Source organism: Streptomyces sp. PA03-5A, assembly GCF_033792725.1.
Taxonomy (GTDB): Bacteria; Actinomycetota; Actinomycetes; order Streptomycetales; family Streptomycetaceae; genus Actinacidiphila.
The window spans coordinates 237103-252718 of the sequence record NZ_JARAVL010000009.1 but is presented as its reverse complement, the minus strand read 5'-3'; the positions used below and the strand labels follow the sequence as shown (position 1 = coordinate 252718).

The 15616-nt window shown below is 71.5% G+C and carries 15 protein-coding genes; all 15 read left to right on the top strand.

The annotated features are described in order from the left end of the window. Positions 1 to 89: 89 nt before the first annotated feature. On the top strand, positions 90 to 749 hold the full coding sequence (gene pgsA / locus PV410_RS14110) for a phosphatidylinositol phosphate synthase (RefSeq protein WP_499510809.1): 660 nt from the start codon (positions 90 to 92) through the stop codon (positions 747 to 749). After that, positions 746 to 1729: a phosphatidylinositol mannoside acyltransferase gene (locus PV410_RS14105; protein ID WP_500324451.1), complete on the top strand. Its 984-nt coding sequence runs from the start codon at positions 746 to 748 to the stop codon at positions 1727 to 1729. Before pgsA ends, PV410_RS14105 begins: the two co-directional genes overlap by 4 nt. Beyond that, the gene (locus tag PV410_RS14100) at positions 1726 to 2913 is read left to right on the top strand and encodes a glycosyltransferase family 4 protein (RefSeq protein ID WP_500324449.1); all 1188 of its coding nucleotides are present in this window, start codon (positions 1726 to 1728) and stop codon (positions 2911 to 2913) included. Before PV410_RS14105 ends, PV410_RS14100 begins: the two co-directional genes overlap by 4 nt. A 101-nt stretch (positions 2914 to 3014) precedes the next feature. Continuing rightward, positions 3015 to 3572: a LemA family protein gene (locus PV410_RS14095; protein WP_500324448.1), complete on the top strand. Its 558-nt coding sequence runs from the start codon at positions 3015 to 3017 to the stop codon at positions 3570 to 3572. A gap of 148 nt (positions 3573 to 3720) precedes the next feature. After that, on the top strand, positions 3721 to 4635 hold the full coding sequence (gene pdxS, locus PV410_RS14090; RefSeq protein WP_500324446.1) for a pyridoxal 5'-phosphate synthase lyase subunit PdxS: 915 nt from the start codon (positions 3721 to 3723) through the stop codon (positions 4633 to 4635). 85 nt (positions 4636 to 4720) lie between these two features. Continuing rightward, positions 4721 to 5320 carry a pyridoxal 5'-phosphate synthase glutaminase subunit PdxT gene (pdxT, locus tag PV410_RS14085; protein ID WP_500324444.1) on the top strand — a complete coding sequence of 200 codons (600 nt, stop codon included), beginning with the start codon at positions 4721 to 4723 and terminating at the stop codon, positions 5318 to 5320. Positions 5321 to 5381: 61 nt separating this feature from the next. Beyond that, positions 5382 to 6134, top strand: coding sequence for a YebC/PmpR family DNA-binding transcriptional regulator (locus PV410_RS14080; protein WP_499510803.1), 753 nt, complete (start codon positions 5382 to 5384; stop codon positions 6132 to 6134). 136 nt (positions 6135 to 6270) lie between these two features. After that, the gene (ruvC, locus tag PV410_RS14075) at positions 6271 to 6801 is read left to right on the top strand and encodes a crossover junction endodeoxyribonuclease RuvC (RefSeq protein WP_499510802.1); all 531 of its coding nucleotides are present in this window, start codon (positions 6271 to 6273) and stop codon (positions 6799 to 6801) included. Next, the gene (gene ruvA / locus PV410_RS14070) at positions 6798 to 7412 is read left to right on the top strand and encodes a Holliday junction branch migration protein RuvA (RefSeq protein ID WP_500324442.1); all 615 of its coding nucleotides are present in this window, start codon (positions 6798 to 6800) and stop codon (positions 7410 to 7412) included. The genes ruvC and ruvA overlap by 4 nt, the downstream gene beginning before the upstream one ends. A gap of 31 nt (positions 7413 to 7443) precedes the next feature. Further along, on the top strand, positions 7444 to 8508 hold the full coding sequence (gene ruvB / locus PV410_RS14065; RefSeq protein WP_500324441.1) for a Holliday junction branch migration DNA helicase RuvB: 1065 nt from the start codon (positions 7444 to 7446) through the stop codon (positions 8506 to 8508). A 161-nt stretch (positions 8509 to 8669) separates the two neighbouring features. Continuing rightward, the gene (gene yajC / locus PV410_RS14060) at positions 8670 to 9095 is read left to right on the top strand and encodes a preprotein translocase subunit YajC (protein ID WP_500324439.1); all 426 of its coding nucleotides are present in this window, start codon (positions 8670 to 8672) and stop codon (positions 9093 to 9095) included. 105 nt (positions 9096 to 9200) lie between these two features. After that, positions 9201 to 10961 carry a protein translocase subunit SecD gene (gene secD, locus PV410_RS14055; protein ID WP_500324437.1) on the top strand — a complete coding sequence of 587 codons (1761 nt, stop codon included), beginning with the start codon at positions 9201 to 9203 and terminating at the stop codon, positions 10959 to 10961. Next, positions 10961 to 12100 (top strand): protein translocase subunit SecF, encoded by a 1140-nt coding sequence (secF, locus tag PV410_RS14050; RefSeq protein ID WP_500324436.1) that lies wholly within the window; start codon positions 10961 to 10963, stop codon positions 12098 to 12100. Before secD ends, secF begins: the two co-directional genes overlap by 1 nt. 55 nt (positions 12101 to 12155) lie before the next feature. Continuing rightward, positions 12156 to 12716: an adenine phosphoribosyltransferase gene (locus PV410_RS14045; protein WP_499510796.1), complete on the top strand. Its 561-nt coding sequence runs from the start codon at positions 12156 to 12158 to the stop codon at positions 12714 to 12716. Between the two features lie 244 nt (positions 12717 to 12960). After that, positions 12961 to 15513, top strand: coding sequence for a RelA/SpoT family protein (locus PV410_RS14040; RefSeq protein ID WP_500324435.1), 2553 nt, complete (start codon positions 12961 to 12963; stop codon positions 15511 to 15513). Positions 15514 to 15616: the final 103 nt, after the last annotated feature.

Here is a 15616-nt window from a genome sequence, read left to right as displayed (position 1 = left end):
ACCTGCCGCGGAACGCGCCTGGCTACGATGGGCCAGCCGGACGGCCGACGGGGTCGTGCCGGTGCACCCCACGAACCTCCGGGAAGGCCATGCTGAACAAGTACGCGCGTGCTTTCTTCACGCGTGTCCTCACACCGTTCGCCGCGTTTCTGCTCCGCCGGGGCGTCAGCCCGGACACGGTCACGCTGATCGGCACGGGAGGCGTGGTCGCGGGAGCGCTGGTCTTCTACCCCAGGGGCGAGTTCTTCTGGGGCACGGTCGTCATCACCCTGTTCGTCTTCTCGGACCTGGTGGACGGCAACATGGCCCGCCAGGCGGGCGTCTCCAGCCGCTGGGGCGCCTTCCTGGACTCCACCCTGGACCGGGTGGCCGACGCGGCCATCTTCGGCGGGCTGGCGCTCTGGTACGCCGGGGGCGGGGACGACCTCGTGCTGTGCGCGGTGACGATCTTCTGCCTCGCCAGCGGCCAGGTGGTCTCGTACACCAAGGCGCGCGGTGAGAGCATCGGACTGCCGGTCGCGGTCAACGGCCTGGTCGAACGGGCCGAGCGACTGGTGATCTCACTGGTGGCCTGCGGCTTCGCGGGGCTCCACAAGTTCGGCGTCCCCGGCATCCAGTGGCTGCTGCCGATCGCCCTGTGGATCGTGGCCGTCGGCAGCCTGGTGACGCTGGTGCAGCGGGTGATCACCGTGCGCCGCGAGGCCTTCGAGGCCGACGCGGCGGCGCACGAAGGGAGCGGGCGGGCGTGAAGGACGGGCTGACCGACGCGCTGTACGGACTGGGCTGGGGTGCGGTCAAACGGCTGCCGGAACCCGCTGCGGCGCGGCTCGGCCGGTCCGTCGCCGACCTGGCCTGGAGCCGCCGCGGCAAGGGCGTGCAGCGCCTGGAGTCCAACCTGGCCAGGGTCGTGCCCGACGCCGACGAGGCGCGGCTGCGGGAGCTGTCGAAGGCCGGCATGCGCTCGTACCTGCGCTACTGGATGGAGTCCTTCCGGCTGCCGGCCTGGAGTAAGGAACGCATCCGCTCCGCGTTCGACTGCAAGGACCTGCACCACCTCGAGGACGGCCTGGCCTCCGGCCGCGGCGTCGTCCTCGCCCTGCCGCACATGGCCAACTGGGACCTCGCGGGCGCCTGGGTCACCACCCGGCTCGGGGTGCCCTTCGCCACCGTCGCCGAGCGGCTCAAGCCCGAGAGCCTGTACGACCGCTTCGTCGCCTACCGCGAGGGCCTGGGCATGGAGGTACTGCCGCACACCGGCGGCGCCGCCTTCGGCGCGCTGGCCCGGCGGCTGCGCGGCGGCGGCCTGGTGTGCCTGGTCGCCGACCGCGACCTGTCCTCCTCCGGCGTCGAGGTGGACTTCTTCGGCGAGGCCACGCGCATGCCCGCGGGCCCCGCGCTCCTCGCCCAGCAGACCGGGGCGCTGCTGCTGCCGGTCACCTTGTGGTACGACGACTCGCCCAACCTCCAGGGCCAGGTCCACGCACCGATCGAGGTGCCGGAGGACGGCACGCGGGCGGAGCGGACCGCCGTCATGACGCAGCGCCTGGCGGACGTCTTCGCCGCCGGCATCGCCGCGCACCCCGAGGACTGGCACATGCTGCAGCGGCTGTGGCTCGCCGACCTGGAACCGCGGGCGGACGCGCCCGCCGGGCAACCGGCAGGGCGCGAAGCGGCGTCCTCCCCGGTGTCCGGCGACCCCACCGACCGCTCCGGAACGGAGAAGCCTTGAGGATCGGGATCGTCAGCCCGTACTCGTGGGACGTCCCAGGCGGCGTCCAGTTCCACATCCGCGACCTCGCCGAGCACCTCATCGCGCTCGGCCACGAGGTCTCCGTCCTGGCGCCGGCCGACGACGACACCCCGCTGCCGCCGTACGTCACCTCCTCCGGCCGTGCCGTGCCCGTGCCGTACAACGGCTCGGTCGCGCGGCTGAACTTCGGCTTCCTGTCGGCCGCGCGGGTGCGCCGCTGGCTCCACGAGGGCGCCTTCGACGTCATCCACGTCCACGAGCCCTCCTCGCCCTCCCTCGGCCTGCTGACCTGCTGGGCCGCGCAGGGGCCGATCGTGGCCACCTTCCACACCTCCAACCCGCGCTCCCGGGCGATGATCGCCGCCTACCCGATCCTGCAGGCGGCGCTGGAGAAGATCAGCGCCCGCATCGCGGTCAGCGAGTACGCCCGGCGCACCCTGGTCGAGCACCTGGGCGGGGACGCCGTGGTCATCCCGAACGGCGTCGACGTGGGCTTCTTCGCCGACGCCGAGCCGAAGACGGAGTGGCAGGGCGGAGGTCCCCCCGGCGAAGACAGGGGGAGGACCATCGGCTTCATCGGGCGGATCGACGAGCCCCGCAAGGGCCTGCCCGTGCTGATGAAGGCCCTGCCGAAGATCCTCGCCCAGCAGCCGGGCACCCGGCTGCTGGTCGCCGGGCGCGGCGACGAGGCCGAGGCCGTGGAGGGCCTGCCCAAGGAGATGCGCGACCGGGTCGAGTTCCTCGGCATGGTCAGCGACGAGGACAAGGCGCGGCTGCTGCGCAGCGTCGACCTGTACGTGGCGCCCAACACCGGCGGCGAGAGCTTCGGCATCATCCTGGTCGAGGCCATGTCGGCCGGGGCGCCGGTGCTCGCCAGCGACCTGGACGCCTTCCGCCAGGTGCTCGACGGGGGCGCGGCCGGCGAGCTCTTCCCCAACGAGGACCCGGACGCGCTGGCCGCCTCCGCCGTACGGCTCCTGGGCGACGCCGAGCGGCGTGCCCAGCTGCGCGAGCTGGGCTCCCGGCACGTCCGGCGCTTCGACTGGTCGGTCGTGGCCGCCGACATCCTCGCGGTGTACGAGACCGTCACCGCCGGCGCCGTGGCGGTCGCCGCCGACGAGCGGGTGGGCCTGCGGGCCCGCTTGGGCTTCGCCCGCGACTGACCCCGGAACCGCCACCCGCGACCGAAGCCCGCGACCGAAGCCCGCCGCCGGCGCCCCGGCGGTCCGCCGCCCGGTGGGCCGCACCGGGCGCACCGGTAGCCTTGCGGCCCGTGACCACCTTCATCTGGGTCGCCGTGGCGCTGGTCGCCGTCGGCCTCTACCTGAGCTGGACCGCGGGCCGGCTGGACCGCCTGCACGCCCGTATCGACGCCGCCCGGGCCGCGCTGGACGCGCAGCTGCTGCGCAGGGCCTCCGTGGCCCAGGAGCTGGCCACGGCGGGGGTGCTGGACCCGGCGGCGAGCATCGTGCTCTACGAGGCCGCGCACTCCGCCCGGCAGGCCCTGGACGAACAGCGCGAGGTGGCCGAGAGCGAACTCAGCCAGGCGCTGCGCGCGGTCTTCGCCGAGTCCGACGCGGTCGACGCCGTCCGGGCCGCCCCCGGCGGCGACGAGGCCGCGCGCGAGCTCACCCAGGCGGTACGCCGGGTGCCGATGGCGCGGCGCTTCCACAACGACGCCGTGCGCGCCGCCAGGGCGCTGCGCGAGCACCGCAAGGTGCGCTGGTTCCGGCTCGCCGGGCACGCGGCGCAGCCGGTGACGTTCGAGATGGACGACGAGCCCCCGGTCGTCCTGACCGCGGAGGGCGTGGCAGGCCACTGAGGAGCGATTGGCCCTTTTGCGGTCCACTTCGTGCGGTCCACCATGAAACACAGAGCAGCCATCGGTGTTCCGCCGGCCGTCCGTGAGGAGGCCCGCAGACGCCGTGGGCTGCCGTGACCCTGCAGTTGAGTCTCCGAGTGAGGTCCCCGTGTCCACCACGCTTCCCAGCACCCCCGAGTCCCCCGAGACCGGCACCGCCCGCGTCAAGCGCGGTATGGCCGAGCAGCTCAAGGGTGGCGTGATCATGGACGTCGTCACCCCCGAGCAGGCCAAGATCGCCGAGGACGCGGGCGCCGTCGCCGTCATGGCGCTGGAGCGGGTCCCCGCCGACATCCGCAAGGACGGCGGCGTGGCCCGCATGTCCGACCCGGACATGATCGAGGGCATCATCGACGCCGTCTCGATCCCGGTGATGGCCAAGTCCCGCATCGGCCACTTCGTCGAGGCCCAGGTCCTGCAGTCGCTCGGCGTCGACTACATCGACGAGTCCGAGGTGCTCACCCCGGCCGACGAGGTCAACCACTCCGACAAGTGGGCCTTCACCACGCCCTTCGTCTGCGGCGCCACCAACCTGGGCGAGGCCCTGCGCCGCATCGCCGAAGGCGCGGCCATGATCCGCTCCAAGGGCGAGGCCGGCACCGGCAACGTGGTCGAGGCCGTCCGTCACCTGCGCCAGATCAAGAACGAGATCGCCCGCCTGCGCGGCTACGACAACCACGAGCTGTACGCCGCGGCCAAGGAGCTGCGCGCCCCGTACGAGCTCGTCAAGGAGGTCGCCGAGCTCGGCAAGCTGCCGGTCGTGCTGTTCTCCGCGGGCGGTGTCGCCACCCCTGCCGACGCGGCGCTGATGCGCCAGCTCGGCGCCGAGGGCGTCTTCGTCGGCTCCGGCATCTTCAAGTCCGGCGACCCCGCCAAGCGGGCCGCCGCCATCGTGAAGGCCACCACCTTCTACGACGACCCCAAGATCATCGCGGACGCCTCCCGCAACCTGGGTGAGGCCATGGTCGGCATCAACTGCGACACCCTCCCCGAGGCCGAGCGCTACGCCAACCGCGGCTGGTAGGCGCCCCACGCCCCGCGATGGGCAGGCCGGCGACGGCCTGCCCATCGTCCGTTGCCCCACCCGACGTTCCGGAAGGTCCCAGCCCGTGTCCAGCAGCACCCCGACCATCGGAGTCCTCGCCCTGCAGGGCGACGTCCGCGAGCACCTGGTCGCGCTCGCCGAGGCCGACGCCCTGGCCCGCCCCGTGCGGCGGCCCGAGGAACTGGCCGAGGTGGACGGTCTGGTGGTCCCGGGCGGCGAGTCGACCACGATGTCCAAGCTCGCCACGCTCTTCGGCATGATGGAGCCGCTGCGCGACCGCATCCGGGACGGGCTTCCGGTCTACGGCACCTGCGCCGGGATGATCATGCTCGCCGACAAGATCCTGGACGGCAGGGACGACCAGGAGACCTTCGGCGGGATCGACATGATCGTGCGCCGCAACGCCTTCGGCCGGCAGAACGAGTCCTTCGAGACCGCGGTCGAGGTCGAGGGCGTGGAAGGCGGCCCGGTCGAGGGCGTCTTCATCCGCGCACCCTGGGTCGAGTCCACCGGCAGCGGGGTCGCCACGCTGGCCCGGCTCGACGACGGAACGGTCGTCGCCGTGCGCCAGGGCAACCTCCTGGCCACCTCGTTCCACCCCGAACTGACCGGGGACCACCGGGTGCACCGGTACTTCGTCGACATGGTGCGCGCCGCCCGGTGAGGTGATCCCGGTAGGATCGCAGTGTTCGTGAAGCAATCGGTGACGTGAAGGAGACAGGCTGATGTCCGGCCACTCTAAATGGGCTACGACGAAGCACAAGAAGGCCGTGATCGACGCCAAGCGCGGCAAGCTCTTCGCGAAGCTGATCAAGAACATCGAGGTCGCCGCCCGCGCGGGCGGCGCCGACATCTCCGGTAACCCGACCCTCTTCGACGCCATCCAGAAGGCGAAGAAGAGCTCGGTGCCCAACAAGAACATCGACAGCGCGGTCAAGCGCGGTGCCGGGCTCGAGGCGGGCGGTGCCGACTACGAGACGATCATGTACGAGGGCTACGGCCCCAACGGTGTCGCGGTGCTCATCGAGTGCCTCACCGACAACCGCAACCGCGCCGCCTCCGACGTGCGCGTCGCCATGACCCGCAACGGCGGCTCCATGGCCGACCCCGGCTCGGTGTCCTACCTGTTCAACCGCAAGGGCGTCGTGATCGTCCCCAAGGGCGAGCTCAACGAGGACGACGTGCTCGGCGCGGTCCTGGACGCGGGCGCCGAGGAGGTCAACGACCTCGGTGAGTCCTTCGAGGTGCTCAGCGAGGCGACCGACCTCGTCGCGGTGCGCTCGGCGCTCCAGGATGCGGGCATCGACTACGACTCCGCCGAGGCCAACTTCGTCCCCACCATGCAGGTGGAGCTGGACGAGGAGGGCGCGCGCAAGATCTTCAAGCTCATCGACGCGCTCGAGGACAGCGACGACGTGCAGAACGTCTTCGCCAACTTCGACGTCTCCGACGAGATCATGGAGAAGGTCGAGGCCTGATCCGGTCCGGCAGGACGTACGGCAGGACGGCGGCCCGTGGGGAGGACACACCCCCACCGGGCCGCCGTCGTTGTCGGTGGCACCCGATAGCCTCCAGGGGCCGCTTGAACGGCTGTCCGAGGGAGGGAGGGGCGCGGTGCGTGTGCTGGGTGTGGACCCGGGGCTGACCCGCTGCGGCGTGGGCGTGGTGGACGGTGCCCCCGGCAAGCCGCTGCGCATGGCCGGCGTCGGGGTCGTCCGCACCCCGGCGGAGGCCGACATCGGCCATCGCCTGGTGCTGATCGAGCGCGGCATAGAGGCCTGGCTGGACGAGTACGCGCCCCAAGCCGTCGCCGTGGAACGGGTGTTCAGCCAGCACAACGTGCGCACCGTGATGGGCACGGCCCAGGCCAGCGCCGTCGCCATGCTCTGCGCCTCCCGCCGCGGCCTGCCCGTCCACCTGCACACCCCCAGCGAGGTCAAGGCCGCCGTCACCGGCAGCGGCCGGGCCGACAAGGCACAGGTCGGTGCCATGGTCACCCGGCTGCTGCGGCTCGACGCCCCACCGAAGCCCGCCGACGCCGCCGACGCGCTGGCGCTCGCCATCTGTCACATCTGGCGCGGCACCGCGACCAACCGCCTCCAGCAGGCCGTCGCCCGAGCACGAACCCAGGAGCCCAGCACATGATCGCCTTCGTCAGCGGGCCCGTCGCCGCCCTCGCCCCGGACATCGCGGTGATCGAGGTCGGTGGCATCGGCATGGCCGTCCAGTGCTCCCCGGGCACCCTGGCATCGCTGCGCCTGGGGGAGCAGGCCCGGCTCGCCACCTCCCTCGTCGTCCGCGAGGACTCCCTCACCCTCTACGGCTTCGCCGACGACGACGAGCGCCAGGTCTTCGAACTGCTGCAGACCGCCAGCGGCGTCGGTCCCCGGCTCGCCCAGGCCATGCTCGCGGTGCACAGCCCCGACGCGCTGCGCACGGCCGTCGCCACCGGCGATGAGAAGGCCCTGACCGCCGTCCCGGGCATCGGCAAGAAGGGCGCCCAGCGGCTGCTGCTGGAGCTGAGGGACCGCCTCGGCGCCCCCGTGGGCGCGGCGGGCGTCGCACGCCCCGCGGTGGCCGCAGGGCCCGCCTCCTGGCGCGAGCAGCTGCACGCCGCGCTGATCGGCCTGGGCTACCAGCCGCGCGAGGCGGAGGAGGCCGTGGCCGCGGTGACGCCGCAGGCGGAGGCGAGCGCCGAGCCGCAGGTCGGCGCCCTCCTGCGGGCCGCCCTGCAGACCCTGAACCGAGCCCGCTGACCGTAGCCCGCCGAGCGTAAGGCGCACCGAAGTGAACTGGGACGACGAGTCCGTACCGACCACCGCCGACCGTCTCGTCGGCGCTGCCGCAGACGGCGAGGACCAGGCCGTCGAGGCGGCGCTGCGGCCCAAGGCGCTGGAGGAGTTCGTCGGCCAGGAGCGGGTCCGCGAGCAGCTCGACCTGGTGCTGAAGGCCGCGCGCCAGCGGGGCGGCACCGCGGACCACGTGCTGCTCTCCGGCGCCCCCGGGCTCGGCAAGACGACCCTGTCGATGATCATCGCGGCCGAGATGGGCGCCCCGATCCGCATCACCTCCGGCCCCGCCATCCAGCACGCCGGGGACCTCGCGGCGATCCTCTCCTCCCTCGCCGAGGGCGAGGTGCTCTTCCTCGACGAGATCCACCGGATGTCCCGGCCCGCCGAGGAGATGCTCTACATGGCGATGGAGGACTTCCGGGTCGACGTCATCGTCGGCAAGGGACCCGGCGCCACCGCCATCCCCCTCGAGCTGCCGCCGTTCACCCTGGTCGGCGCCACGACCCGGGCCGGTCTGCTGCCGCCGCCGCTGCGCGACCGCTTCGGCTTCACCGGCCACATGGAGTTCTACGCCCCGGCCGAGCTGGAGCGGGTCATCCACCGCTCCGCGCGCCTGCTGGACGTCGAGATCGAGCCCGAGGGGGCTGCGGAGATCGCCGGCCGCTCCCGGGGCACCCCGCGCATCGCCAACCGACTCCTGCGCCGCGTACGGGACTTCGCGCAGGTGAAGGTCGACGGCGTGGTCACGCGCGAGGTCGCCGCCCGGGCACTGGACGTGTACGAGGTCGACGGCCGCGGCCTGGACCGGCTGGACCGCGCCGTGCTGCAGGCCCTGCTGGGGCTCTTCGGCGGCGGTCCGGTGGGGCTGTCGACACTGGCGGTGGCCGTGGGGGAGGAGCGGGAGACGGTGGAGGAGGTGGCCGAGCCGTTCCTGGTGCGCGAGGGGCTCCTGGCGCGCACACCCCGTGGCCGCGTAGCCACTCCCGCTGCCTGGGCACACCTTGGACTCGTGCCGCCACAGGGCGGCGGACCCGGGCAAGACGGGCTGTTCGGCCCTTGACGGCGGGGAGACTCGCCGCCGCAGGAACCTCGGTGTAATGCTTGGCGTTGTTCCACCGGCGAACGAACGCTTAGACTCCGCCGACGTCGTGCCTCCGGGACCGACACCCACAATCCCGTAGACCAGGCCCCAGCGGCCGTGCGAAGGATCGTCAAGACACCATGAATCTGGTTCAAATCCTGCCTTTCGTCCTGATCATCGGTGTCATGCTGCTGATGACCCGTTCCGCGAAGAACCGTCAGCGCCAGGCCACGCAGATGCGTGACCAGATGTCCCCCGGCTCGGGCGTCCGGACGATCGGCGGCATGTACGCCGTCGTCAAGGAGGTCAACGAGGACACGGTCCTGCTGGAGCTGGCCGACGGCGTCCACGCGCACTTCGCGAAGAACGCCATCGCCGCCGTCCTCGACCAGGCCGAGTACGACCGTGTCGTCCACGGCATCGACCCGGAGCCCGAGCTCGAGGCGCACGACGCCGAGGACGTCGAGGACGTCGAGAAGGCCGACGAGCACGTCGACCTGAGCAAGACCGCCGACGAGGGCGTGACCGAGGACGCCTCCAAGACGGACGGCACCGACAAGAAGTAACGGCCCGGCCGGTACGTTTCAGGTTCGGCAAGTCCGTACTACTCATCGTGCCGCCCTGCTGCGCGCGCAGGTCCGCAGGGCGGTTGGACAGGGAGAATCGAGAAGGTGGCAGCACCGAAGAGGGGCCGTAAGCCCTCGGGGAGCCAGGGATACCCCGGGCGGGCGCTGGCAGTGATCCTGCTGGCCATCGTGGCGCTTACCGGAGGGATGTTCCTCTCCGGCCACACCACCCCCCGGCTGGGCATCGACCTCGCCGGCGGTACGAGCATCACGCTGACGGCCAAGAGCGACCAGGCCGGCGCGATCAACAAGACCAACATGGACACCGCCAAGGCGATCATCGACCGGCGTGTCAACGGTCTTGGTGTCTCGGAAGCCGAAAGCCAGATCCAGGGCGACCGGAACATCATCGTCAACATCCCCAAGGGCACCAACGCCGCGCAGGCCGAGCAGCAGGTCGGCACCACGGCCCAGCTCTACTTCCGCCCGGTGCTCGCCGAGGTGGCCAACGCCCCGGCGGCGTCGGAGTCGCCCGGCGCCAGCCCCTCGGGCTCGCCCTCGTCCCCGGCCTCGCCGTCCGCGAGCGCCTCCACCGGTGCCAAGGTCCCCGGCTCCCCGTCCGCGAGCGCCTCGACGCAGGGCCGCGCCGTCACCGACGCGCTGAAGGCCTCGTCGACGCCGTCCGCCTCCGCTTCGGGCTCGCCCTCGCCGACCCCGACGCCTTCGGCGAGCGCCGCGGCCCCCGGGAGCACGCTGGACACCTCCATCCCGGAGGACCTGCAGGCGAAGCTCGCCGCGCTGGACTGCTCCGACGCGAAGACGCGCGCCAACCTGAACCTCAAGGCCAAGCCGACCGACAAGATCGTCGCGTGCAGCCAGGACGGCGGCGCCAAGTACGCCCTCGGTCCCTCCGCGGTCGACGGCAAGAACGTCAGCAAGGCCGCCGCGCAGTTCGACACCCAGGGCGGCAACGGCTGGGTCGTCACCCTGAACTTCGACGGCACCGGCTCCAAGGCCTTCTCGAAGATCACCTCTCAGCTGTCCCAGCAGCAGCCGCCGAACAACCAGTTCGCGATCGTGCTGGACAACGAGGTCGTCTCCGCCCCCTCGGTGAACCAGACCCTGAGCGGAAGCGCCGAGATCTACGGCAGCTTCACCCAGGAGAGCTCCCAGGACCTGGCGAACGTCCTGTCCTACGGCTCCCTGCCGCTCACCTTCGACAAGTCGGACGTCACCAAGGTCTCGGCGGCGGTCGGCGGCGAGCAGCTGCACGGCGGCCTCATCGCCGGCGGCGTCGGCCTCGCCCTGGTCGTGCTCTACCTGGTCGCCTACTACCGCGGCCTGAGCTTCGTGGCGATCCTGAGCCTCATCGTCTCGGCGATCCTCACCTACGAGATCATGACGCTGCTCGGCCCGGCCATCGGCTTCGCACTGAACCTGCCGGCGGTCTGCGGCGCCATCGTGGCCATCGGCATCACCGCGGACTCGTTCATCGTCTTCTTCGAACGCATCCGTGACGAGCTGCGCGAGGGCCGCTCCCTGCAGCCGGCCGTGGCCCGTGGCTGGCCGCGCGCCCGCCGCACGATCCTCGTCTCGGACTTCGTGTCGTTCCTGTCGGCCGCCGTGCTCTTCGTCGTCTCGGTCGGCAAGGTGCAGGGCTTCGCCTTCACCCTGGGTCTGACGACGCTGCTCGACGTGGCCGTGGTGTTCCTCTTCACCAAGCCGCTGATGACGATCCTGGCCCGCAAGAAGTTCTACGCCAGCGGACACCCCTGGTCCGGGCTCGACCCGCGTGCCCTGGGCGTCAACCCCCCGCTGCGCCGCACTCGCCGCCCCGCGGCCCGTACCGACGTCAAGGAGGCCTGATGTCCCGGCTCGGCAACCTCGGGCACCGCCTGCACCGAGGCGAGATCGCCTACGACTTCGTCGGCAAGCGCAAGCTCTGGTACGGCGTCTCGATCCTGATCACCATCGCGGCGATCGTCGGTCTCGCCGTCAACGGCCTCAAGCTCGGCATCGAGTTCTCCGGTGGCGCGGTCTTCACGACCCCGAAGACCGAGATGTCGGTCAGCCAGGTCCAGGACAAGATCGCCGGCAACACCGGTGGCCACCAGGCCATCGTGCAGAAGCTCGGCACGGGCGCCGTCCGCGTCCAGATCAGCGACATCTCGCTCACCGAGGCGAAGAAGATCCAGGGCGAGATCGCCGAGGACCTGAACGTCAAGTCGGCGGACATCGACCCGCAGATCATCGGTCCGAGCTGGGGCGACGAGATCTCCAAGAAGGCCTTCCAGGGCCTGGTGATCTTCATGGTCCTGGTGACGATCTACCTGGCGATCGCCTTCGAGTGGCGCAAGGCCGTGGCCGCGCTGATCGCCCTGATCCACGACCTCACGATCACCATCGGCGTCTACGCCATCGTGGGCTTCGAGGTCACCCCGGGCACCGTGATCGGCCTGCTGACCGTCCTCGGTTACTCCCTCTACGACACCGTCGTCGTCTTCGACGGTCTGAAGGAGTCCACCAAGGACATCACCAAGCAGAACCGCTACACGTACAGCGAGCTGGCCAACCGCAGCCTCAACCAGACCCTGGTGCGTTCGATCAACACCACGGTCGTGGCGCTGCTCCCGGTGGCGGGCCTGCTCTTCGTCGGCGGCGGTCTGCTCGGCGCGGGCATGCTCAACGACATCGCCCTGTCGCTCTTCGTCGGCCTCACCGCCGGTGCGTACTCCTCGATCTTCATCGCGACCCCGCTGGTCGCGGACCTCAAGGAGCGCGCCCCGGAGATGAAGGCGCTGCGCAAGCGCGTGCTCGCCAAGCGCGCCGCCGACGCCCGCCGCGGCGAGGACGGCGTGGACGAGCCGCAGGACGGGATCCCCGCGGACGAGGACGGCGGACCGGCGGAGGACGACACCCACGCGGGTGCCGCCGTCGTCGGCGGCCAGCGCAACCAGCCGGCCCGCAACCGCAGCCGCAACCGTCCCTCCGGCAAGCGCCGCTGAGGACGCAGCGGACGTTCGACGAGTCGCAGCGACGAAGGACCGAGGAACACCACCGATGACCATCGCGGACGCCACCCCGGAAGGGCTGCGCAGCCTGCTGCTCAGCCGCATACGGGACGTGCCCGACCACCCGAAGCCGGGCGTGACGTTCAAGGACATCACCCCGCTGCTGGCCGACCCCGCGGCGTTCAACGCGCTGATCGACGCCCTGGCCGGGCTCTGTGCCCGGCACGGCGCCGACAAGGTCGTCGGCCTCGAGGCGCGCGGGTTCATCCTCGCCGCCCCGGCGGCCGCCCGCGCCGGACTCGGGTTCGTGCCCGTGCGCAAGGCGGGCAAGCTGCCCGGGGCGACGCTGGGCCAGGCGTACGAGCTGGAGTACGGCACCGCCGAGATCGAGGTCCACCAGGACGCCTTCTCGGCCGGTGACCGGGTCCTGGTCATCGACGACGTGCTCGCCACCGGCGGCACGGCGGAGGCGTCCCTGGAGCTGATCCGCCGCACCGGCGCCGACGTCGCCGGTGTCGCGGTCCTCCTGGAACTGGGCTTCCTCGGCGGGCGCGCCCGCCTCGCCCGGTCCCTGGGCGGTGCCCCCCTGGAGGCACTGATCGCGGTCTGAGCACCCTTCTCCGACGTGTGGCGCCAGAGTCCCGGCTCCGGCGCCACACGCATGTCCGGATGCGGGGACGCGAGGACGCGGGGATGCCGGGACGACCGCGGGCGCCGAGGGCCTGACCAGCCCGTCGGCGGCTCGACGGCGGGAGGCGGGCTCCCGGCCCGGAAGCGGTCCGGGGCCCGCCTCCGGGCGTTGCGGGGGGTCCACGGGGCGGACGGGACGCGGTCCACCCGGTCAGATCGCTACCATGGTGTCTCGGAACCTCCCTCCTCGCCCGTCTCCGGCCGGGAGGGGACCAGAAGGAGTGCCCTTGCAAGAAGAGGCCAGGCAGGCTCAGCCGACGACGACCGCAGACGGGAAGCAGGCGGCTGCCCTCTCCGCGGCTCCTCCCGTCGCGCCCGCCGCACCCGCGGAGAGCAAGGCCGCAGGGCCCGCTCCCGCCGCCCCGGCGACCCCCGCCGCCCGGCCCGCACGCACTCCCGGGAGCGTGGCCCCGAACCGGCCCGCCACCTCCTCCAACCGTGTTCGTGCCCGTCTCGCCCGGCTCGGCGTCCAGCGTTCCAGCCCGTACAACCCGGTCCTGGAGCCCCTGCTGCGCATAGTCCGCAGCAACGACCCCAAGGGCGACACGTCGCAGCTGCGCCAGATCGAGCGCGCCTACCAGGTCGCCGAGCGCTGGCACCGCGGCCAGAAGCGCAAGAGCGGCGACCCGTACATCACGCACCCGCTGGCGGTCACGACGATCCTGGCCGAGCTGGGCATGGACCCGGCGACGCTGATGGCCGGGCTGCTGCACGACACCGTCGAGGACACCGAGTACGGCCTGGACGCGCTGCGCCGCGACTTCGGCGACTCCGTCGCGCTGCTGGTGGACGGCGTCACCAAGCTGGACAAGGTCAAGTTCGGCGAGGCCGCGCAGGCCGAGACGGTGCGCAAGATGGTCGTCGCCATGGCGAAGGACCCGCGCGTGCTGGTCATCAAGCTCGCGGACCGCCTGCACAACATGCGCACCATGCGTTACCTCAAGCGGGAGAAGCAGGAGAAGAAGGCCCGCGAGACGCTGGAGATCTACGCCCCGCTGGCGCACCGGCTGGGCATGAACACCATCAAGTGGGAGCTGGAGGACCTCGCGTTCGCGATCCTCTACCCCAAGATGTACGACGAGATCGTCCGGCTGGTCGCCGAGCGTGCCCCCAAGCGGGACGAGTACCTGGCGGTCGTCACCGACCAGGTGCAGCAGGACCTGCGCGCCGCCCGCATCAAGGCGACCGTCACCGGTCGCCCCAAGCACTACTACAGCGTCTACCAGAAGATGATCGTGCGGGGCCGGGACTTCGCCGAGATCTACGACCTGGTGGGCATCCGCGTCCTGGTCGACACCGTCCGCGACTGCTACGCGGCGCTGGGCACCATCCACGCGCGGTGGAACCCGGTGCCGGGGCGGTTCAAGGACTACATCGCGATGCCCAAGTTCAACATGTACCAGTCGCTCCACACGACGGTCATCGGGCCCAGCGGCAAGCCGGTCGAGATCCAGATCCGCACCTTCGACATGCACCGCCGCGCCGAGTACGGCATCGCGGCGCACTGGAAGTACAAGCAGGAGGCCGTCGCCGGCGCCTCCAAGGTGCGCACCGACAGCCCGAAGTCCGCCAAGAAGGACGACGCCGTCAACGACATGGCGTGGCTGCGGCAGTTGCTCGACTGGCAGAAGGAGACGGAGGACCCGGGCGAGTTCCTGGAGTCGCTGCGCTTCGACCTGTCCCGCAACGAGGTCTTCGTCTTCACCCCCAAGGGTGATGTCATCGCGCTGCCCGCCGGCGCGACCCCCGTCGACTTCGCGTACGCAGTCCACACCGAGGTCGGCCACCGCACGATAGGGGCGCGGGTCAACGGCCGCCTGGTGCCGCTGGAGTCGACCCTCGACAACGGCGACACCGTGGAGGTCTTCACCTCCAAGGCGGCGGGCGCCGGCCCGTCCCGCGACTGGCTCGGCTTCGTCAAGTCCCCGCGCGCCCGCAACAAGATCCGCGCCTGGTTCTCCAAGGAGCGCCGCGAGGAGGCCGTCGAGCAGGGCAAGGAAGCCATCGCGCGTGCGATGCGCAAGCAGAACCTGCCGATCCAGCGGGTGCTCACCGGCGACTCGCTCGTCACGCTCGCCCACGAGATGCGCTACCCCGACATCTCCGCGCTCTACGCGGCGATCGGCGAGGGGCACATCACCGCGCAGTCCGTCGTGCACAAACTCGTCGAGGCCCTGGGCGGTGAGGAGGGCGCGACCGAGGACATCGCCGAGGTCACGACCCCGTCGCGCAGCCGCACCAAGCGCCGCTCGGCCGCCGACCCGGGTGTCATCGTCAAGGGCGAGAAGGACGTCTGGGTCAAGCTGTCCCGCTGCTGCACCCCGGTGCCGGGCGACCCGATCATCGGCTTCGTCACCCGCGGCAACGGCGTCTCCGTGCACCGGGCGGACTGCGTGAACGTCGAGTCGCTCTCGCAGCAGCCCGAGCGGATCATCGACGTCGAGTGGGCGCCGACCCAGTCCTCGGTCTTCCTGGTCGCCATCCAGGTCGAGGCGCTGGACCGGTCCCGTCTGCTGTCGGACGTCACGCGTGTCCTGTCCGACCAGCACGTCAACATCCTGTCCGCCGCCGTCCAGACCTCCCGCGACCGGGTGGCCACCTCGCGCTTCACCTTCGAGATGGGCGACCCCAAGCACCTCGGGCACGTCCTGAAGGCCGTGCGCGGCGTCGAGGGCGTCTACGACGTGTACCGGGTGACGTCGGCGCGCCAGCGCTGACACGGCGCGGAGAAGCACGCAGAAGGGCCCGCACGCCTCGCGTACGGGCCCTTCGTCCTTCGTGGTCCTGCCGATGCCCCGGTGGCTCAGCGGAGCATCAGCC

Bases quoted from the DNA above. Each gene is read 5' to 3' on its own strand.
- ruvA (WP_500324442.1), top strand. From the start codon at position 6,798: ATGATCGCCTTCGTCAGCGGGCCCGTCGCCGCCCTCGCCCCGGACATC.
- PV410_RS14080 (WP_499510803.1), top strand. From the start codon at position 5,382: ATGTCCGGCCACTCTAAATGGGCTACGACGAAGCACAAGAAGGCCGTG.
- PV410_RS14040 (WP_500324435.1), top strand. From the start codon at position 12,961: ATGGTGTCTCGGAACCTCCCTCCTCGCCCGTCTCCGGCCGGGAGGGGA.
- yajC (WP_500324439.1), top strand. From the start codon at position 8,670: ATGAATCTGGTTCAAATCCTGCCTTTCGTCCTGATCATCGGTGTCATG.
- PV410_RS14045 (WP_499510796.1), top strand. From the start codon at position 12,156: ATGACCATCGCGGACGCCACCCCGGAAGGGCTGCGCAGCCTGCTGCTC.
- pgsA (WP_499510809.1), top strand. From the start codon at position 90: ATGCTGAACAAGTACGCGCGTGCTTTCTTCACGCGTGTCCTCACACCG.
- secF (WP_500324436.1), top strand. From the start codon at position 10,961: ATGTCCCGGCTCGGCAACCTCGGGCACCGCCTGCACCGAGGCGAGATC.